The sequence below is a fragment of the Streptomyces sp. NEAU-sy36 genome, from assembly GCF_013423905.1.
GTDB classification, from domain to species: Bacteria; Actinomycetota; Actinomycetes; order Streptomycetales; family Streptomycetaceae; genus Streptomyces; species Streptomyces misionensis.
The window spans coordinates 4,147,546-4,167,521 of record NZ_CP058977.1 but is presented as its reverse complement, the minus strand read 5'-3'; the positions used below and the strand labels follow the sequence as shown (position 1 = coordinate 4,167,521).

Below are 19,976 nucleotides of genomic sequence, written 5' to 3'. Positions count from 1 at the left end.
ACATCACCACTTCGTCCATCTGCGGGACCCGTTGGGCACCCTCACGAGGTCGAACACTATCCCATCCGGCGTGTCACGATACGTCCAGAGCTCACCGTAATCGACACCCATCTCATTCATGTAGCGTCGCAGCTGCCGAGTTCCGGCCTTGATACCGCTCTTGGTGTTCGGCTTAAGTTCCACGGGGAATCCGTCCGCAGTAAATCCGTCCGGAATATTTCCTGGCGAGATTTGATGGCCACGCGAATACCCAAGAGAGTCCAAATGCTCTCCCCATTCGGGTCCGTTATGAACCCGCGTCCCACGCGCGGCGGCTGCACTATTTCCTGATTGGAGATTCGTCGGACACGTTCCGCCAGAATTGTGAACCAGGACAGGAGTAGAGCCCGCCAGCACATAGTACGTGTGGACGTCTTCGATAGTGAGGTCGTACGTCCGCTGGCGCTTGCTGTAGTGGGAGACCGCCGCGATCTGGACATGAGTGCCAGCGCTGGTACGCAGGTACTGACCTGATTTGAGGTCGCCCGCCTTCACCCATTTCCTGAGCTCAGGAACCCAGAATGGGTGGGTGTTCGTAGCTGTGATCCTGGACTCGCCGCTTTTACTGGAGATGACGAGAGTCGTGAAGTCCTTGTCATTTTCTGTGGTGATGGTGGCGACAGCCCTCTTCGTCACCGTCTTTCCGGTGTCAGGATCGGTGGCTTGAATGAAGTCACCTGTTTTAACGTCCTCGATAGCCTTGGTGGTTCCGTCAGCCATGAGGACTTGGGTTCCAGGCAGGAAGCTGTGCCTGGCACAGGACTCAGCAACCTTAAGCCCGTCTTCGCCCAATCTGCCGAGCTTCTCAACTTTGGCGAGTTCGGCAGCTTTGAGGAACGGTACATCCGCAGCTAGCCACGCACAGTTCCACGTAAGATCGTGCGCGCACTGACCGGCCAATTCATAGTCGAATACGAAGGTCTTAAATAGGTCTTTAGCCTGCCTTAGCCTTCGATTTTCACCCTCTGGGAGGACACCTAGGAACTCGCTACCGTCTTCCTCGATGGTTGTGTGAAATTTGACCTTTCTGTCGCCATTAACGTAGGTGTATGTAATTACATTCGATCCGTCATCGCGTGCGGCGCCTTTCTTGTATCCACTAGAGTGATATGTCCACCCTCCGCCCTTATTTTGTGTGAAGTGCTCACGGGTACCGTCCTCACAAAGGCCGTTCGGGCCACACAGACTGACGGGTTTCAGTCCGGATGGGTCGCTGAGAGTGACCGGATTGTTGTTGGCGTAGGCGTACCCGTTGAGGCCTTGCGGGTCATTGAGACTCAGCAACGGGTCCACGCTGAGGAACCGGCCTGTGGTTGGATCGTATTCGCGGGCGCCAAGGTGGGTAAGGCCAGTGGTTTTGGTGTCGTCTGTGCCGCCGACGAAGCCCTTGGTGCCGGGCCATGTGGTCGGCGCGGTGCCACGGGTGCCGCCGAATGGCAGGGTGCGGCGCTGGGTGAGTTTCTGGGTGGTGGCGTCGATGGCGAGTTGGGCGGTGCCGTGGTGGTCGGCGAGGGTGAAGGAGACGTTGCCGTCGTCGGTCTGGACGGCGGTGTGGCCTCCGCCGAGGTCGTAGTAGCGGGTGGCCTTGGGGGTGGTGGATCCCTTGGTCAGGGTGATTTCGGTGTTGCCGAGGTAGAGGGTGGTTTCGGTGGGGGTGCGGCCGATGAGGCGGTTGCCGTCGGCGTCGTAGAGGTATTCGGTGGTCTTGCTGGTATTGCCTTCGCCGGGTTCGGTGACCTTGGCGAGGTGGCCTTCGACGTCCCAGGCGAGTGTTTGCTTTGTGCCGTTCAGGGTGCGGCCGGTGGTGTTGCCGGTCTCGTCGTAGTCGTAGCTGTCCTCTGCAGTGCCGGTGGGCCCGGTGGTCGTGATCGAGGAGAGAGTGTGTGGCTGGTTGCTGCCCGGGTCAGGGAAGTGGTAGGTGCGCTCGATGTCCTTGGTGGTGTCACCTGCGGTGTTGTGGACTGTTTCCGTGGAGCGGTTGCCGACGAGGTCGTAGGTGTAAGACGTCCAGTAGGGAGCCGGGCCGCCCAGCACACTGCCACTGGGAGTGGCGGCGCAGTTTGTAGTGTTTTGAGTCCAGGCTTCGCGGAGACGGGCGAGGTAGTCGTAGGTGAAGCACTGGGTGTCGGTCCCGTCGCGGGAGGCGTCGGTGACAGACAGGACGTTGCCAGCATCGTCGTAGTGGTAGGTGCTGTTCTGGTCGACGCCGGCGACGTCCTGGCGGTCGACCCGTGAGGACTCCAGGCGCTGTGTGCCCCACTCGTAGGTGTTGGTGACCCAGGTCTTTTTGCTGCCGCTCTTGCTCAGCTCGTACTGGGATGGTTTGCCGGTGAGGTAGTAGCTGGTGACGGAGTTCAGGCCCTGGCTGCTGCCCATCGTGATCGGGCGCAGGGTGTCGTCCTCGTAGGTGTAGGTCACGGTCGCCGCTGGCAGGGACCCTGCCTTCGGGTAGCCGATGCCCTGCACTGTGCCTGACGTGTTGTAAGTGGTTCCCGTCAGGTAGTCGCCCTTGAGGGCGTCTTCGGAAGGCGGGATGGAAATAGAGGTGCGCAGTGGGCGGTAGAGGTGGTCGTAAGCGACGACCTTGGTGGTGTACGCGTTGCCGTCGTTGTAGCGGGTGGACTGTGCCAGCTGGCCCTTGGCGCCGCTGATGGTGTCGTATGTCCAGGAGGCGCGCAGGGTGCCGGTGGCTGAGCCTTCTCGTAGTTCGGTCTGGCGGCCGAGGTTGTCGTAGCCGTGCCAGAGGGCCGGGGTTTGGGGGCGGGCGTCCTTGGTCGTGGTCAGCTGACCGTGGTCGTCGTATGTGCTGGTGGTGGTGCCCTTGTCCGGGTCGGTGGTCACCTTCTGCCGGCCGAGCAGGTCGTATTCGTAGGCCCAGGTGTTGCCTGCCGGGTCAGTGATCCGTTTCAGTTCTCCGCGCGGCGTGTAGGTGTACTTGGTGGTGTCGTATGTGCTGTCCGCGCTTGGGGTGTGGTGCTGGCGCAGTTCGGTGGTCTGGCCGCGGGCGTCGACGAGCGTGGTGGTGGTGGTGCCGCCGGTGGGTGGGATGACTGTGGTGCGGTCGCCGCCATAGATTGTTGTGGTGGTGGCCAGGGTGGGGCCGCCGTCGCCGTTGCCTGCGATCTGTTTCGCTTCGGTTTGGCGTCCCAGGCCGTCGTACTTGTAGCGGCTCTGCGTTTCCACGCTCAGGGCGTCGGCGGGCTTGAGCAGGCCGGTGCTGGGTGCCCCGTTTGCGTAGTAGGTCGCGAACTGCTGTGAGACGAGGCCGCGTTCGTCGTAGAAGGTGTCGGTCAGCAGGCGCCCGCCGTCCGGGCCTGGGTCCTGGGTCTGGCGGGGTCGCAGGAAGCCGTCGTAGAGCGTGTAGGAGGTGCGCTGGACGCTTCTGTTGCCGAGCGTCTTGGTGCCCACGGCGACCGGCTGGTTGTCGTTGACCGTGTAGGTGAACTGGTAGTTGGGGGTCTGGCCTGTGAGGGTGTCGGCCAGCCATACCTTGGTCGAGCGTCCCAGTGCGTCGTAGGCGAAGTTGGTGGTGTTGTTGTTGGTGTCGGTCTGTGCCTGGGGCAGGCCGCGCAGGATGTCCTGGGTGGTGGTCGTCGTCTGTGCGGTGGTCGCGTCCCCTGCTTTCGCGGGGGGCGTGGTTACCTTCACCGTGGTGGCGAAACCGGTAGCGGGGGTGCGTTCGGTCGTGGTGGTGCGGCCGTCCTTGCGCTCGGTTCGCGTGATCGTTCCAGCCGCGGTGACCGTCACGTCGGCGGTCAGGTCGGTGCTGGTCAGCTCACGGCCGTAGGAGTCGTAGGTGGCGCCGGACTCCAGGTAGAGCGCGGTGGTGCCGTTGTACTCCTTGAGGGTCGCGCTCGCCGTGGCGTCGCCCTTGGTCGGAGCCGCGTCGTAGGCTCCGCCGTCGTAGGCGGTTCGTACGTCGGACATCACGTCCGCGGGGCGGCTGGTACTTGCGGCGCAGGCCTTTGACACCGTCTCGACGCGGGATGGGAGGGTGAGGATGTTGTCGGTGGTGTTGGTCGCGTAGAAGGTGCGCGTGCAGGTGTCGTCGTCGGATGTGCTGTCGTCGCCGAGGTCGTCGGCTTGCTTTATTCGTCCGGCGACGGTGTCGTAGGTGTTGGTGGTGGAGGTGGTGCGCCACTTGGAGCCGGCGCCGTCGTCCAGCGATGTCCAGCTCTTGGTGTCGGAGGTTCCGGTGAAGTTGGCGGTGACGGTGCCCCAGTCGCGTGTCTTCTTGGCTGTTTCGTGGTGCCAGGGCCGGTTGACCGTCTTGGCGAGGATCTTGCCGTCGGGGCCGGAGTAGCTGACGGTCTTGTATGCGAAGCCGGCCGCCGACTCGTGGTCGGTGATCGGATCGCCCTCGTCGCCGTCCAGGGTGACGGTCACGGACTTGGTGCCGCCGGAGGTGTCCTTGCGGTCCCCGTCCATGCCCCGCAGGAAGTAGGTGTCCGCCTGCGACTTCATGGCCGGGGCGCCGCCCTGGCCGCCGGTCTGCACACGCACGTGGCCGTAGCCGCGCCACTGCGACCAGGTCTTGAACTTCTCCTTGGTCAGACCGTCGTCATCGTCGTAGTGCCAGGCTGCCCCGCCCAGATAGGCGTAGGAGGTGACCTGGTCCGGTGCGCCACCGGTGCGGTCGGTCGCGGTCACGGAGGTGACCACGTACTTGTTGAACCACTGCCGTTCGGGGTCGTCCGTGGTGCTGCCGCCTATGTACTGGGGGAAGCAGCGTGTGGTGTTGGTCTGGGGGGTGGGCAGCGCGTTGGAGTCGCAGGCGGGCTGCGAGTAGTTGACGTCTATCTGGCCGCCGGACTCGTCGGCGACTGTGGAAAGGCGGTCCTTGACGAAGGGCGGGTAGCCGTCACCGGTCTTGTCCAGGCGGTTGACGAGCTGCGTGTAGGCGAACGTCGTCTTCGGCAGGGTGATCGAAGGGGTGGCGGTGTGTCCGGTGTGCTGGATGGAGTCGAGCAGCAGCTGGTAGTCCGTGTCTGCCATGCCCCAGCGGTGAGTCAGTGCCCAGGAGTCGACATCCTTGTAGGTGCTGCCGTCCCAGACCTGGGTGGTCACCTGGGTGAGCCTCTTGCGGGTGAAGAATGCGGGTGAGAAACGGCCGTTGTCGCAGTCCTTGTCCGCCTCGCAGTTCAGGTCCCAGGGCGTGTCGTACCAGAGGGCGGGGTCCTTGTCGATGTCCGAGCAGCCGGTGGCGGACAGGCAGCGCTCGGTGCTGGTGAAGCTGACCTTGGCCAGTGCCGTGGCGCCGTACATGGAGGAGGACTTCAGGCCGTACTCGATGTGGTCGAGGGTGCCGCCGCGTACGTAGCGGGTGTTGTCCTTGGCCTTCAGGTTGCGGCCGTAGGAGTTGGTCTCCTGGTTGTAGTAGTAGGCGATGGCGTTGCCGTGCACGTCGACGGCGTAGTCGAGGTTCCATCGCCAGGCCTGCTGGCACCACGAGTCCGCGAACGTCGAGGCGTGGCAGGGTTCTCCCGTGTCGTTTCCGAAGACGGGGACGGTCCAGGCGGATTGGGTGGTTGTTTTGCCGTCCGCCCAGCCGGGCAGCCGGTTGTAGCCGAAGTAGTAGCGGGTGCCGTTCGGGTCGGTCAGCCGCCAGTATTCGCCGTCGTTGTCGCCGTTGCCGCGGTCGCTGGAGGTCAGGCGGTCGATCTTGGTGCCGTCGTCCTCTTTGAGCTTCCAGGAATTGGTGCCGTTCGGGACCAGTTCGCCGCCCTTGCCGTTGAAGGTGAGGAAGGCGTTGTCGTAGGCCCAGCACACGTCTCCGGGCTTGTTGCCGTCCGCGTCCTTCGCACCGTCGTCGGCGCAGGGCTTGTATCTGCGTTCGATGAAACCAGGCCACATGTCGAAGCCGTCGCCCGCCCAGGTCGCCTGGTTGTTGGTGTTGCCGGTGCGGCCGTCGACGGAACCCGACGAGTACGACAGTCCGACGTTGGGGGTGAGACCGCCGGGAACGTCCGGTACGGGCATGTTGTAGGACCAGGAGAAGTCACCGGTGTTCAAATCGGTGTTCCAGGTCGCGGAGGGGGACAGCGATGTGGCCTTGTAGTCCCCGTTCGCGCTCTGTGTCCCCGCCACAGCGGCGAGAACCGTGGGCGCGCCGGCGCTGAGAGACAGGTTCTGCGCGGTGAGGGTCTGCTTCTCGGTGTTGTTGACCGTCGGCACCGACTTGCTGGTGCGGCAGCGCGCCTCGTTGGGGGTGGTGAGCGCGCACACAGGCAGTTCGATCAGGGTGAGGCGGGAGGCGTAGCCGCCGCCGTAGGCGTCGGTGAAGCTGGAGTAGTCGAGGCTGGCTCGCACATGGCCGGGCCGACCCGCCTGCCCGGCCGTGTCTTTGTCCTTCAGCCGCAGTGAGATGAGGGGCCCGTCCACGGAGGCCTTCTTGGCGGCCTCGCGGTCAAGGACGCGTGCCTCGATCGCTCCGGCCACCGGCTTCCTGTGGGCTTTGCCCTGCGTGTCCAGGGTCAGCGGAAGACCCTTGGCCCTGACAGCCGGGGGTACAGCGTTTTTCGTCGCGGTGGAGTGCAGTTCGACTACTGCCGCTGCCGGTTTGGGCCAGGCCGCCTTCGGCGGCGTCTGCGGCGTGCGTGGTTGCTTCATCAAGGTACGGGGCTTGACCTTGACCCCGGTCATGGGGACCGGTTTGTCGGAACTGGGGACGGCGGGACGGCCCGTTCCGGGGTCTGCCGCGAGGGCCGGCTGCGTCGCTGTCTGCAGGAGCGTGCCGACCATGAGCGCGGCCGAAGCCAGTGCGACACGTCGTCGCAGCCTTGTGAACCGCTTGCTGGATCTGCCGTTCATCCTGTCTTTCGTCCTTCACCGCAAGCCCGGCCTGCGTTGGAAGCGCAGGCCGATGCGAAGTTGAATGCCGAGTCGAGGGTTTGTCTTAGGCGGGTGACGGGGTGGGTCAGTCGTCACCGGGTACGTCGGTGGGCATGCCAGGCCAGCCCATGGCCAGCCTTTCGATCTGGGTGCTGGTCAATGCGCCCTGGAACGCCCACACATCGGAGACCGTGCCGGGCCAGTACTCGCCCCAGGTGCTCGCCCCTGTCCTGGCCCGGCCGAGCTGCATCGGCTGGGACGACTTGAACGCCAGCACGTCATCCGCCCACGAGAAGTTCTCCGTGCAGGTCGCGTCGTCCCCGTCCGCGCAGACGGTCTCTTCCAGCTCACCGTTCACGTACAGCGACAGGTGTTTGGCGAAACCGTCGTAGACCAGGGCCACGTGCGTCCAGTCGGTCGGGCTGTAGAACTTTCCGTGGTCGACTTGTTTGACTGTGGCATCGCTGCTGTCCGCTGAGGCCATGGCAACCCGCCACCGCCCGGGATCCGTGTCGGGTGTGGCACTCGGCTCATAGCGCACCGTGAACGCGTTTTGCGTCGTTCCGGGCACGCTGAGCAGGGCTACGCCCTTCTGCGGCACGGCGGCGGCCTGAACCCATGCGCTGACGGTGAAGCTGGCACTGGTGTCCACGGGCGCCGTGGAGGTGACACCGTAGCCGTCGACGCCGTCGAGTGTGAGGCCGCCGTCGACCCATCCGGAATCGATCTGTGCGCCGCCGTACAGCGTCATCGCGTTACCCGTTGCTGACGCATCCGGGGTCACGGGCGGGGAGCCTGTGGCGGTCTCGAACGTCCAGCGTCCCTTGACCAGCGGGCGCTGCTTGAACATCTGCTGGACCTCGGCCGCCGATGCCGGACGATCGAACATGCGTACGTCGTCGATTTGTCCGGGGAAGAACGAGTCCAGCTTGCCGTCGTAGGAACCGGCACCGATCTGCACCGCGCCGCCGGCGTACCAGTTGGCCTTCAGATCGGTCTCGCCGGCTTTCACCCCGTTGACGTACAGGGTGAGTTTCTTGGCGACCGTGTCCTGTACACCGACCAGGTGCGTCCAGGTGTCGCCGTTGGCGGTCTGTCCGTCGGCCTGCATGGCCCGAATCGGTGTGGCGTCCGGTGAGTCGGCCGAGTACTGGTTGAACACCCACCGGTCGTACGCCTTGGAGTAGTACAGTTCCAGGCCCGGCCGGTAGGTACTTGTCTGCGTGGCGACGATCGCTGCGTGATCCGGCTTGGTCTTCGGGAGCTTGGCCCACGCGGACACGGTCAAGCCGCGCTGGTTGTTCAGTAGCGGCCGGCCTGTGGTGGCGTAGCCGTCGATGCCGTTCAGCGTCATCGCCTTGCCCGCGACGCCCGGCTGCCCCGGGGTGACACCTCCGACGAACCGGGCCGCCGGTATTTCAGCCCTGCCGGTCAGCTTCGTCGCATCGGCCGGCTCGTCCATCGAGAACACCGCGCGTGCCGGACGCCCGGAGGGGACCGGTTCCTTGTTGTACAGGTGCGTCACCTCGGCGGCCGTTATCGGCTTGTCGAAGATCTGCAGCTCGTCGATCACGCCGGGGAAGAACGAGTCCGGTTTGCCGTCGTAGGAGCCGGCGCCGATCTGGAGTCCCCGGCGTGCGTCCCAGGGGGTGTCGTGGATCGTGGTGCCGACCAGTTCGCCGTCGACGTACAGCTTCAGTTCGTAGCTGCTGGAACTGTAGGTGCCCACGAGGTGCGTCCATTGCCCTGCTTTGGCTCCGCCTGCGGAAGGCTGCATGGCGCGCGCGATGCCCGCTCCCGAGACATCGGCCTTGTACTGGTTGAACGCCCATCTGTCGTACGCCTTGGAGTAGTACAGCTCGAAACCCGGGGAGTAGTTGCCGGGTTGGGCAGCGATGATGGCCGCCTGGTCCGGCATCGTCGACAGCTTCGCCCACGCGGAGACCGAGAATCCGGTTGAGGTGTCCACGGTGGGGATGTCGGTCACGGCGTAGCCGTCGGTTCCGTTGAAGGACATGGCCGTGCCCTTCACCCCGTCCACGCCCGGCGTCACGCCGCCTCTCAACTCCGCGGTGCGTTCCGGTGCCGATCCCGCAGCCTGGGTTGCCCCGGCCGGCTCGTCCATCTGCCACATCGCCCGCTCGGGCTGCCCGGTCTTCACGCGGAACTGGTAGGTGCGGATCTCACTGCCGTTGCCTGCCTGGTCGAACGCCTTGGCGGTGACGAAGTTCAGGCCCTCCTTGGCCGGCAGCATCTTCGCGATCTTCGCGGCACCCGCGGAGGTGGTGATCGTGTTCGCCGACGTGGGGTCGCCGTTGATGCCGAACCAGTACTTGGTCACATCGGTGTCCGCGGCTTTGAGTTCGAATGACCCGTACTTGCCTACCCCGTCGAACCAGGGGTCGTCCGGGTTCTCCGGGTCGGAGGCCGGGTAGTCGCCGGAGGAGATCGTCGGCGCCTTGGGCACTGAGGTGTCATAGACGAAGTAGCAGCTCGTGGAGCCGCCCGCGTACGACCACGGCGAGTACTGGGCCCCGTCATAGGCGCGCGCGTACCACTGGATCTGCTTGTTCTGCGGGATCGAGGACGGCAAGACGATCGAGAAGCTGGACCCGGACTTCTTGGACGATGTGAGCGCCGGCGTCCACCGCGCGATCAGTCCCTTGCCGTCCCCGGAGTCCCACTTCGCCTGGAACTGCACTGCAATGTTGTCAGCGTCCGGATCGCTGACGTTGTTCGCATAGATCTTGCCCAGTGTGCGTATGCGCGGCGCGTCCGCTGACTTTTTGCACGCACCGCCGTACTCCATCGTCAGCTGCGACAGCTTGATCTGGGACGGCGGCCGGTTGTACTTCACCCGCAGATACGCGTCGTCGGAGAACCGCTTCCAGCCGTAGGCGTCACTCTCGTTGGCTGCCTGGAGACCGAACGTCATGGTCGCCCAGTTCTTGTCCGCGGCCTCCTGAACCGCAGACTTCACATCGAATTCGGCGTCTTTGGCCGCACACCCTTCGTAGCCGTACGCGAACGACTGCGAAGACAGCTGCTTGATCCAGTACCCGGCAGCGCTCTGCGAGTTCCACGTCGTCGACGACGAGATGTCCTTCGTCCGCCACAGCTCCACACTGCGCGCACCACAGGACGCCGACCATGTGTTGCGCACCACGAACTCCGCCGACAGTACAGACGTGCCCGCGAACTTCGACACCGGTATCCGGTAGAAAAGACGCTTGGTGTCATACGGCTTGCAATACGACCAGCCGCAGTAGCCCATACCCGCGTCGGAGTCGCCGTTGAACTTCCATTGCGGCGACGACGCCCAGTACTTCGACACCATCGTCCACGCCGACGCCTTCGGGGAGTACCACTGCGGGTCGATGTACACCGGGTACACCGTGTCCTGGCCCTTGAGTACCTCAGCGTCCGGCTTCAGCACCAGCTCGTCTTGCCCGGCTGGCACCTCCACACCGACCGGCGCCAGTTTCCCCGACTCAGCCGCCCCCGGCTCGTCGCCGGCAGCACTTCCAGTCGCCGTGGCGCCCAACGAACGCGCGCCAGCCGACTGCTTCGCCGCAGGGCCCCCACTCGAATCCCACATCAGTGGCTGCGGCGCCTCGAACACCGCGCTGCCGGCGCCCTTGTCGACAGCCTCCAGCCCACCCCCGTCTGTCTCACGAACGTCCACGCCGTCGCCGTCCAGCTTCAGACGCAGCGCCGCCAGTTCCTTGCTGGCCGCGGCCTCAGCCGACTTCACCACCAGCAATTGTGTGAATCCGTCTTCCTGCGCCCCGAGCCGCAGGTCGACACCAGGCAGAACATCGGGATACGTCGCGTTGTCACCGTCGATCCGAGGAGCAGGAAGCGTGCCGGGCCAGGACAAGGCCAACGTCCGCCCGGCCTTGTTCATCCGCACCATCGGCGCGTTTCCGCCGCCCGAGAACTCCAGGCCGACGGCGGTGACCTTCGGCGCGACCATGCCGCTGTCCGTCTTGGCCAAGTCAGTGTCGATCGGCTTCCACTGGCCCCCCGCCCTGGCCCGCACAGGCCGCAGGTGCTCCCGCGCTTCCAGGTTCCCCTCGGGCGTGGCATAGACCTCGCGGCTCTCTCCCCGCAGCGAGGCCACTTCCACGGGCTTACCTGTATGCCTGGCCTGGGCAAAAGCTGCAGCTTCGGTCAGCTCGGGCTGCTCCGCGGATGGTGCTGCCGATGTCGCGGCAGCCGACGCCCCGGTGCGGGTGGCACCCGCCGCGTTGGTGACCGCGAGTCCACTCAGCGCCACTGCAGTGGACAAGATCACCCCGGCGGCACGCAGCCGCACCCCCACAGGCATGACACACCCTCCCCACAGAGTCTTGCCAGACTCTGACGTAACGTGAACGATCTTCCACGGATCGCACACAGGAGAGTAAAGCTACGTTCATGACAACTTCTAGATCGTCACAAGTGGACATTGCTCCCTATCGAACCAAAAGCATCAGACCAATGAGTGACGTGCACCACAGAAATAGCCGCTGAGGCAGCTCTCACCCCTTCCGCATCCTGCAACAGCAGCCCCGCGCCGAGCGCGAGCGCCAGGCCCTGCGAACAACTCGGCGGTGCTCGCTCGCCTCCTTCACCCCCAGCAGGCTCGGCGCCGCGCCACGAGACCTCTTCCAAGAAACTCGCCGTCCCTCCGAGACCCCATGAGTGCGTGAGCGCTCTGGACGGACGTATTGAGGACCGCTTGAAGCCGCGGCGTAACCGACGAGGCCAGGCATCGCCCACCAGGCGCTGTCGCCCGCAAGTGACCACATCAACCTCACGACCGACGGCTACAGGCCTCCACCCAACCCAAAAGGCAACAACAGTGCTCCCGTGCCAACACAACGCGGGAGCACTCAGAGGTGGCAACCACCGCTAGTCAGACCACGGGGTGGAGCATCCCGAAATTTCCAAGCTGACCAGCACTGCTGCCGCTCCGGTTTCCGCACAGCCTGGCGCAACTCCATGGGCCGAAACGGGCCATAACCGGGCGCGCTCGATCGCCACGGCCGAGCCCGGTTCGGGTGGCGACCAGGGCAACCCCGTAGACACTCAGTGTTCATTGTGAACGCTCGATGTCTATCGTGGACGCTCCGTCATATTCCAAGGGGGAAAAAGAATGTCGGCCAAACACCGCGCCCGCAGACGCCCGCCAAGCGCCCGCGCCATAGCCGTGGCCGGGATGCTAGCTGTGATCGGCGGCGGGGTCTGGCACCTGTCAGCCCGTTCGTCCGACGCCGGGCCGTCTCTGGCAGGCCTGCCCCAGGTGGTGCTGGATGCGCACCGGGGAGGCACCGGGGACGTGCGGGAGGCGTCCATATCCGGCAGCCTCGCCCTGGTCAAGAAGGCGTCCCAAGTTCATGGCGGGCACCCTAACCGGGTGCGCTGACAAGGATCGCCTGCTCAGCAGCGGTGGGCGTCGAGCGCTTCGTCGTTGTTCTGCAGGACGGGCATGGCGCCCACAGGCTCGAACCGGATGCGGCCGCGGCGTCGGCGTCGCCCACTATCGCTCGGCGGGTCTGGATGCCGAGGGCTTCGACCAGCACGACGACTTCGGCTGCCCCCGCCCCAACCGCATGGGGTTCGACCTGGTCACCTCGATGTTCGTCCTCAGCGTGCTGCCCGGCCCCTGGCCGCCCGTGAGTGGACCTCGCCCATGAAGCTGCCCAGCCCTGGCGCGCAGGCCCGCGGACGTCCTCGCTCCCATCTCGAGATGTCAGTTCTGTGTCAGGGGCGCGTGCCATTCTTTTTCACGTGAACGGCCCTGGGGAATCCCCGGAGTCGGGAGCGAGGAGAGGTGCCCGGAGTGGTTGATCGGGGACCAGCGAGCACGCCTCGAGGTCGGATCCTTTCGGGGGTCCACGCAGGTTCGAATCCTGCCCTCTCCGCATCACGCGGCACGCCGCTCACCGGGAAGCGCCCGGTGGGCGGCGTGCCCATACCGTGGAGCGCGTGACCGTGCTGTCAGTAGTGCTGTTTCCGGTAGACGCCGTCGTTGTCGGCGCCGTGGCTCCAGTCGCCGAAGCTCGTGTTGCCCAGTTCGATGTTGACGATGAAGGAGTCGGCTGCGGCGAGGGTGATCCTGAACGGGTCGTCGTCCTCGTCAGGCAGGACGTTCACGGCCAGCAGCGGGAACTCCGCAGACGCTAGGGCCTGTTCGTCGGCGATGAGGAGGAGGGTGCTGTCGGGCCAGTCTTCCTCATCGCGGCTGATCCTCGCTTGGAGTTGGTCTGCCGTGAAGCCCGTGTAGATCGGGTTGTCGATGACGGTGATCGACTCGTAGTGCTCCGAGCCGCGTTCGAGGGCCTTGAGCAGGCGTGCCCACGGTTCTGGCTGGTCGAAGGACGTGCGGACCAGGAGAGTGCCTGTGGCTTCCTCGATCGTGGGGGGCGCCGGTTCGGGTTTGGTGCCGGTGCGGTCGCCGGGGATGATCTGGATGAGAAAGCGGGGCTTTTTGCCGTCCGTGGAGCGGTCGCTGGCGTGGACGCGGACCAGGTAGGGGCCGGGCCCTGCGGTGGCGAGGTTCTGCTTGCGGACCGGTTCGTATCCGCTGTCGCACAGCGCGAGGAAGCCGGTCGTGGATTCCACGGTGGTCTCTTCGACCTCGTCCCAGCCCTTCTCCGCCCCTGGGTCCGCTCCGGCGTAGAGGGTGACGAGGGGGTTCTCCAGGGCGCTGCCGGCGTCGATGTGCAGCCAGTCCTTGCCCGCTGCCAGGAGTCCGCGGCCGTGCGGGTGCGCGCCCGTGTCGGGGTCCATGACGGTCAGGTCGCCCCACTCCTTCATCTTCAAGGGGCGGGTGCGGCCCTGAAGGAGTGGCCAGGCGGAGCGCGGCATGGAGAACCCCCATCGTGTGTGCGGTGCCTGCCGGTCAGGTGGCGTCAGAGTTCAGTGTGGCAGGCTCCGGGTGGGTGCCGGGGCTACCTGATGTGGACGTAGTAGGCGTCGCCGTTCAGGACGCGCTGGCTCTTGTAGAAGCCGCCGAGGCGGGCGCCGGCGCTGCGGTTGTCGGCCGCGGAGATGATGCGGGTGCTGCCGCGGCTGGGGTTGCCGCCTTCCTTGCTGGCGGCGAAGGGGTACTCGTCGCAGTCGTACTTCTTGGGGTTGGGGTTGTGGACCTTGGCGCACATGGCCTTGCGGTGGGCGTTGATGGTTTTCGCGTCGGTGATGCGGTGCAGGGGGGTGGAGGCGCCCGGGTGTCCGGTGATTTTGCGCTGGGCGTCGTAGATGTGGTTCGCGGACTGCTTCACCTGTGCGTCGCTACGGGAAAGGGTGAAGGTGGGGGCGAAGGAGGGGAAGACGCAGCCGGGGTTCTTGGTGCGCTTCGTGGGGCCCCAGAAGGTGTCGTCGCAGCGGTACTTGGCGGAGTTGTAGGTGAAGCCGCCGGGGGTGTAGCCGGGTTTGGTGAAGGTGAACCGGTACGAGGCCGGGCTCGTGAGCTGCTTCTTCTTGGCGACGCTTGCGGCGTAGCCGACGGTTCCGGTGCGGGCGGGGCCGAGGGTGGAGCCCTGGGGGAACTTGACGGCGGTCTTGACGCCCTTGCCGCCGCCGACGGAGACGGTGACGCTCACCCCGCTGGCGTTGACGAGCGTCGCTTTGCCGATGGTGAAGCTTTCGCCCCACTTGAGCTTGCTGGTCTGCAGGGTCATGGAGTGCTTGATGTCGAAGGTGGCCGAGCCGACCGGCTTGCCGTTCTGCAGCATGTCGACCCGGGCGCCGATGTCCATGCACATGCTGGTGCGGGTGATGGTGATGGTGTTCAGGCGGCAGCTCGCGGCCGCGGCGGTGGAGAGGTAGGAGGTCTTGACCGCGGAGGTCTGGGTGGCGGTGATGCTGTACTTCGCGGGTGCGGCCTGCGCGGTCGTGGCGCTGATGCCGGTCACAAGGAGCGTGGCGAGAGCTGTTGAGATGGCCGCTGTTCGTGGCGCGCTGGTCCGCATGAGCATGTCCCCTCGTTGGTGGAAGGACGGCACCGGGTCAGGGCGCCGTTCGTGCGGCAGACACACTAAAGGCCCCCAACTTTCCTGTATCTACGACTTATTGGCGGCCTATGCGTTTTGAGACATGCTGAGGCTGTGCCTCCGGATATGGCGGTAATGGACTGGTTCGGGCCCCAGTCCGAAAACTGCCGGCACCAGACTCGGCAGACACCCTCGCCCCCGTCCCGGCGCACGCTGTCACGGGCTGCCGCCAGAGCGGGTTCGTTCAGGCCGGCAGGAGCACGCCGCGGGTGGAGAGCCCGAGACCACACCCCGCGCAGAGACTCGTGACGGGCAGGCAGGTATCCGGCCTTCGACGGATCAGCGCGTTCCGACCCGATCGCGCCCTGGGCGGAGGGCGGGACTCCGATGCCTTCCCCTCGGGCAGCCCCCGCACCGACGGACTGCGGCCGGGCCGACTCGCCCAACCGGGCCAGGAAAAACGATCCGGAAAATACGGCCTAAACGGCGGCCTTGACGAAGCAGAGAGATCATTGAAGCGCCGCCGACACCATCGGGGGCCCACCCCCGGGGCGCGGCGGCGTAGCAGCCGGGGCCGGCCAGGGACCACATCGGACCGGGAGGAGACCGGCGCAGCGGCCGGGGCGGGGCGGTACGGCTCCGGTGCTACGGAAGCACCATGCGCGCGGCTGGGTCCCGTGTGCTGCCCCGCGCCCACCGGCTAGCGGGCCAGGGTCACGGTGACCGGGGTGTTGGGGCACTGGCTGAGCTGGTCGGCCAGGGCGTCGTGTTCCGCGGCGTCGATGGTCAGGCCCCAGCGGGTCTTGTCCGCCACCCAGTCGGTCACGTACGTGCACCGGTAGCCGGCAGCCGGGGGCAGCCACGTGGTGGGATCCTGGTCCGCCTTCGACCGGTTGGAGGCGGCCGACACTGCGATCAACGCCCGGTCGTCCCCGAGGTCGTTGGCGTAGGCCTCGCGCACGGATGCGGTCCAGGCGTAGGCGCCCGAGTCCCAGGCCTCGGCCAGCGGGACCAGGTGGTCGATGTCCAGGCCCCGGGGACCGGTGATGTAGCGGTCGTCGTAGGGCGAGTACCACTCCCCCTGCGTCAGCGTGCACCTCTCCCCCTGCACCGGGGCCACGACGGCCTCGGCCTTGAGAACCTCGGCGCGGGTGTTGCAGCCGTCGCGGTCGGCGTCGACCCAGTGCTTGAACTTGCTGCGCTCATAGCCGGTGCGGTCCTCCTGACGCACTGGCAGCTCAGCGAGGGCGTCGCGGACCGGCACGGTCATTGTCTGCCCGGGTGTACGGGAGTGCGGTGCGGCCGCGGCCGAGTGGGCGGCGGCGGGGACGAGGAGCACAGTGAAAGCGGCGGCGGCCGCGGCGGTCCGGGCGAAGCGCACAGGAAGGGTCCTCTCGAAGATCACGGCAGGGCTGTGATCTTCGTAGCGGCACCGGCCGGCGGCTCGCCCGGGAAAGTCAGCGGCTTCCCCCGATCGGAGCCGCGCCGCACCCAGGAAGCTGACCCCGGCCGTCAACGCCCACGTCTCCGCTTCTCCCACGGGTGATTGGCGCCCGTAACTCAAAACCAGCCCGGTGGAAGCGTCGTCTGGCCGTGCGTGGAGTCATTCAGTGAAGTGCACGTATCTGAGCCGGGGCTGATCGTCGTGGACGTCGCGGCTGGCGACGACGAGACGGCCCTCGCGTTCCAGGAGGCCGTGGCAGCGCGGTGGGCGACCGCGGTCGCGGATCGCACCACCCGCACGCCGGGGCGCCCCGGCGTGCGGCTGCGCTGCTACGTCGACCTGCGCCAGGTCGTTGGGGAAGTCAGTCTGGCCCCAGCGTTGCCACCGGGGCGCTGGCAACAACCCCCGCAGGCCTGAGCCCGCCGGGTGCGGCGCCGTCCGCGTGGAACCGGTGACGGGTGACATGCCGCGCGGTGGCAAGCGGGAACCGGCAACAGGAGGGCGGCGGGCCCTGTGCCGTGCGTCGCGGCCTCCAACCTGCGACACCCGCCCAGGGAATCACCGATCCCCCTCTCTGCGCGGCCATCATCGACCGACCCACCTTCAACGGCACCATCGTCGAGACCGGCACTGACGAGGACATCGTCCGAGGTGCCGTCGAGGGCGGGGCGAGGGTTCGTGAGCGATGAAGGCCTCCGGACCGACGGCAACAGCCTCCGCAGATACAGTGGTGATCCCAAGCGCATCCTGGACCGCGGGGTCCACGAAGGCTGGTGGCACGCCGGGCTGCAGCCGATCCAGCCGCAGGGGCCGGGCTTGGGGAAGGTCAAGGGTTACCGGGTGCCTGCCGACCTTCTACAGACCTTCTCCACAGCCATCGACCGCTACTCCAAGCAGAAGTGAGGAAACCGACCATGGCAACCTCAAAGCCGACAAAGGCGCAGGCGGCCGCCCTTGCCCTGCTCGCCAAGGGCGACGCTTACCGGAGCACCCGGGCTTTCGCCGACAGCAGCGTTCACGCAGACGGAGGTCGCATCTCCGCCGCCACCGCCTCTGTCCTCGTGCGAAACGGCTGGGCTGCCTGGGGGCCGGAAGCGAGCCTGAAGAAGCCCCTGCGGCTGACAGAGGCCGGCCTCGCCCACCTGCCCACCGGCCGCGTCACCGAGGAGTGAGAGCATCGTGTACCGAGCAGGCGACCGTCTCGCAGTACTGGACGGACCCGAAGCAGGACAGACCCTGGTGGTCGCAGCGGTTCGAAGGTTCGCCGCCGACCCCGGCTACTACCTCCAGGAAGGCAGCGGCCTCTACTGGCCCGACCAAGTAACCCTCGCAGAGGAACGTACGGGCGGGAACCCGTGCGGAACCTCCTGTGATCAACGCGACCACGACCTCATCAAGGACTGCGACCACTGCCGCGGCCAGTGCAACTGCGAGATCCTCCGCGAGATCGCTGGCGACCGCGCCGCCAAGAAGTGAGGACACGACTATGGCGACGAGCGGCCGGGCGAGTACGCCTCCCCCGCGACCACCACACTCACATCGTCGGATACGCACCTGGATACGTCGGCCCTATCACCGGGCGGGAACGCAACGCGGAGCCCTGTGAGTTCCTGGTCGACAACAGCCCCGTCACCTGCCCCGCCCGCAAACGCGTCACCGGAGAATTGGTCCGCCAACACGGAAGGAGGCTCCCGCTCTCCGGTTGCTGCTGGAGAGCGGGAGCACCTTAATTCGGTCCCTTTTCGCCTGCTGCCGTATGGCGGCGCTTGTGGGTCTGGCAGCTCAGGGGCGCAGACTCACTTCCATGGGGCGCGGCAGTTGATCAGCTTGGTCGTGCCGACCTTCCGGTCGCAGGCCCAGGGCTTGATGTTCTTCTTGTTGTTGAACGTCCAGGAGCCGAAGCTGTTGACCTTCACGGCGTACCGCGAGTGGTAGTGCCAGGCGCCGCCCGACCAGCTGTAGTACGACAGGGCGAACACCGCCTGGAGGCCGTTCCCGCTGATCCTGTCCCGCGCGCCGGTGTTGGAGAACGACCCCCCGTAGATGGCTTCCCCGCTGCTGGTCCAGCCGGTTACGCGGTAGCGGTAGGTACCGGTGATCTGGGTGTTCCCGCTCAGGCTCTTGGTGTTGATGTAGTACGTGCTTGTAGCGGCCTGGGCGGGCGCCGCCGCGGCGATGCCGCCGGCCAGCGCCGCAGCGGTCGCGAGCGCAGCCACGTATCTGCGAGTGTTCATCTATTCCCCCTCCTACGAGCCCTGTTGGGCTGTGTACGGACCGAGACGTCACCGGGGTCACGAGCGGATGGTCATGGTTCCAGCCATTTCCGACAGTGGGACATATGAGCTGACAGGTGCCGTGTCGTCACCTGGTTGCGCAGGTGCGTGGCATCCCCGCTGCTCGTGGGATGAGGAGTCCTTGTCTGAAAGTCCGACCTGCCCGACGAACGGTGGGCGCTGACGGCGCCGGTGACTGCGGTCTTCGACCGGTTAACGGAGTGTGTAAACAGGTGAACGGCCTTCCCCGCCCTGCCGGTCCGACAGGCCGAGCAGGAACTGCAGCACACAGATGGTGGCCAACTGGGCGGGCGACAGATTCGGACGCCCGTCACGCGGATACCAGTCGGCGAAGTCCTCGTCGGGCCGTAGCCCGTCCAGGCGGTCTCTCACCCACATCGCCGCCCTACCACTCGGGTTACTCGCTCGCACGCCAGAGGCGGGGCGTGCACACCGGAACGGGAATCAAAACGGGCACCTCGACGACTGAATTGGCCTTCGGAACATCCCGAGCATGACTGTTGATCATGCTGTCGCATCGGGAAACACTTCCGGACAGCTGGGCACGCCGGGGATGCACGATTGCTCCGGCCGCCCTCATCACAGCCCTCGCCAGAAGCCCGCCGTCGAACAGCCGGTCGTCCGGCTGCGCCGAGAGCACCGAATCGGATCGGTACGGTTGGCCACCCGCGATCCCACTCTCAACGACTCCGACAACGTGGCGGACAACTGGCTTCAGAACACCGCTTCACTTGGCCGCACCTCGTCCTGTTCCCGCGCAGGCGGTTACAGGCAAGCTTTAGCCATGAAGGCGTGCCCCAAGCCGGGGGAACGCAGAGCTGCGTCAGTTTGCTGCTGGCTTGGCAGCCACGGCAGGCGGTCTCTGCGGCTACTCGCTGCTGTCCTGGTAGCGGTAGTTGTAGTAGTCCTTGCCAGCTACCAGGACCGAGGTGACGTACTTCGGCAAGCCGTCGGAGTCGCGTTCGACTTCCTGTGAGGTCTGCCGAGTGAAACCTAGGGAAACCCCTGGGATCACAGGGTATTCAGGCTGCGACGTATCGACTGTCCAACCGCGCTCAATGGCGTTCCGGAAAAGTGTCACAGCGGGCGTGGTGAACACTTCATCACCTTCGAGCAGGACGCGTGTGCTGGATGTGCGGCCCTCGCCGGGCCACCACAGCTCAATCGCGGTGACATGGGGGCCGTCCTCAGCCAATGCCTGCACACTGACGTGGTCAAGGGTCCATGACGCCTTCGCGGAGTTCCGGCTCGGGCGCCGCAGTACCCGAGGCTCGCCCCAGTCGGGGACTGCGGCGAGCGCCTCATCGAGTGTCATGCCCAGCTGGATCGGCGCGACTCCGTGCGGTGGGTCGAGTACCAGATCCATTGCTAACTTCACTCCCTGCCGTC

General features: G+C 65.9%; 12 protein-coding genes and 1 pseudogene. 6 read left to right on the top strand and 7 right to left on the bottom strand.

Annotated elements, in window-relative coordinates:
• Positions 1–3 precede the first annotated feature (3 nt).
• A complete protein-coding gene (locus HZZ00_RS18965) occupies positions 4–6,780 on the bottom strand; it encodes a polymorphic toxin-type HINT domain-containing protein (protein WP_374028553.1) in 6,777 nt (2,258 codons plus the stop codon).
• Between HZZ00_RS18965 and HZZ00_RS38560 the strand changes: the two genes are divergently transcribed.
• A complete protein-coding gene (locus HZZ00_RS38560; protein WP_257585899.1) occupies positions 6,779–6,913 on the top strand; it encodes a hypothetical protein in 135 nt (44 codons plus the stop codon). The two genes, HZZ00_RS18965 and HZZ00_RS38560, sit on opposite strands and share 2 nt — an antisense overlap.
• A gap of 42 nt (positions 6,914–6,955) precedes the next feature.
• Here the strand turns inward: HZZ00_RS38560 and HZZ00_RS18960 are convergent, their stop codons facing one another.
• Positions 6,956–11,200 (bottom strand): LamG-like jellyroll fold domain-containing protein, encoded by a 4,245-nt coding sequence (locus HZZ00_RS18960; protein ID WP_180333305.1) that lies wholly within the window; start codon positions 11,198–11,200, stop codon positions 6,956–6,958.
• Positions 11,201–12,682: 1,482 nt separating this feature from the next.
• Between HZZ00_RS18960 and HZZ00_RS18955 the strand changes: the two are divergent.
• Positions 12,683–12,779: pseudogene (locus HZZ00_RS18955) on the top strand.
• A 76-nt stretch (positions 12,780–12,855) separates the two neighbouring features.
• Here the strand turns inward: HZZ00_RS18955 and HZZ00_RS18950 are convergent.
• The 3 genes from HZZ00_RS18950 to HZZ00_RS18940 all read right to left on the bottom strand — a co-directional run bounded on the left by HZZ00_RS18950 (position 12,856) and on the right by HZZ00_RS18940 (position 16,230).
• The gene (locus HZZ00_RS18950; RefSeq protein ID WP_180333304.1) at positions 12,856–13,725 is read right to left on the bottom strand and encodes a hypothetical protein; all 870 of its coding nucleotides are present in this window, start codon (positions 13,723–13,725) and stop codon (positions 12,856–12,858) included.
• An 83-nt stretch (positions 13,726–13,808) separates the two neighbouring features.
• Positions 13,809–14,771, bottom strand: a complete 963-nt coding sequence (locus tag HZZ00_RS18945) for a NucA/NucB deoxyribonuclease domain-containing protein (protein WP_180333303.1) — start codon at positions 14,769–14,771, stop codon at positions 13,809–13,811.
• 778 nt (positions 14,772–15,549) lie between these two features.
• Positions 15,550–16,230: an HNH endonuclease family protein gene (locus HZZ00_RS18940; RefSeq protein ID WP_374028537.1), complete on the bottom strand. Its 681-nt coding sequence runs from the start codon at positions 16,228–16,230 to the stop codon at positions 15,550–15,552.
• 216 nt (positions 16,231–16,446) lie between these two features.
• Between HZZ00_RS18940 and HZZ00_RS38555 the strand changes: the two genes are divergently transcribed.
• The 4 genes from HZZ00_RS38555 to HZZ00_RS18925 all read left to right on the top strand — a co-directional run bounded on the left by HZZ00_RS38555 (position 16,447) and on the right by HZZ00_RS18925 (position 17,769).
• Positions 16,447–16,710 (top strand): DUF6207 family protein, encoded by a 264-nt coding sequence (locus tag HZZ00_RS38555; protein WP_265537344.1) that lies wholly within the window; start codon positions 16,447–16,449, stop codon positions 16,708–16,710.
• 261 nt (positions 16,711–16,971) lie between these two features.
• Positions 16,972–17,196, top strand: a complete 225-nt coding sequence (locus HZZ00_RS18935) for a hypothetical protein (protein WP_180333301.1) — start codon at positions 16,972–16,974, stop codon at positions 17,194–17,196.
• 11 nt (positions 17,197–17,207) lie between these two features.
• Entirely contained in the window at positions 17,208–17,465 is a 258-nt protein-coding gene (locus HZZ00_RS18930; RefSeq protein WP_180333300.1) for a hypothetical protein, read from the top strand.
• Between the two features lie 7 nt (positions 17,466–17,472).
• Entirely contained in the window at positions 17,473–17,769 is a 297-nt protein-coding gene (locus HZZ00_RS18925) for a hypothetical protein (protein WP_180333299.1), read from the top strand.
• A gap of 320 nt (positions 17,770–18,089) precedes the next feature.
• Here the strand turns inward: HZZ00_RS18925 and HZZ00_RS18920 are convergent, their stop codons facing one another.
• Together HZZ00_RS18920 and HZZ00_RS18915 are read right to left on the bottom strand one after the other, a co-directional pair.
• Positions 18,090–18,527 (bottom strand): hypothetical protein, encoded by a 438-nt coding sequence (locus tag HZZ00_RS18920; protein ID WP_180333298.1) that lies wholly within the window; start codon positions 18,525–18,527, stop codon positions 18,090–18,092.
• Between the two features lie 928 nt (positions 18,528–19,455).
• The gene (locus HZZ00_RS18915) at positions 19,456–19,953 is read right to left on the bottom strand and encodes a hypothetical protein (protein WP_180333297.1); all 498 of its coding nucleotides are present in this window, start codon (positions 19,951–19,953) and stop codon (positions 19,456–19,458) included.
• Positions 19,954–19,976 lie beyond the last annotated feature (23 nt).

Bases quoted from the DNA above. Each gene is read 5' to 3' on its own strand.
- HZZ00_RS38560 (WP_257585899.1), top strand. From the start codon at position 6,779: ATGAGCGCGGCCGAAGCCAGTGCGACACGTCGTCGCAGCCTTGTGAAC.
- HZZ00_RS18965 (WP_374028553.1), bottom strand. From the start codon at position 6,780: ATGGTCGGCACGCTCCTGCAGACAGCGACGCAGCCGGCCCTCGCGGCA.
- HZZ00_RS18960 (WP_180333305.1), bottom strand. From the start codon at position 11,200: ATGCCTGTGGGGGTGCGGCTGCGTGCCGCCGGGGTGATCTTGTCCACT.
- HZZ00_RS18950 (WP_180333304.1), bottom strand. From the start codon at position 13,725: ATGCCGCGCTCCGCCTGGCCACTCCTTCAGGGCCGCACCCGCCCCTTG.
- HZZ00_RS18930 (WP_180333300.1), top strand. From the start codon at position 17,208: ATGGCAACCTCAAAGCCGACAAAGGCGCAGGCGGCCGCCCTTGCCCTG.
- HZZ00_RS18920 (WP_180333298.1), bottom strand. From the start codon at position 18,527: ATGAACACTCGCAGATACGTGGCTGCGCTCGCGACCGCTGCGGCGCTG.
- HZZ00_RS18915 (WP_180333297.1), bottom strand. From the start codon at position 19,953: ATGGATCTGGTACTCGACCCACCGCACGGAGTCGCGCCGATCCAGCTG.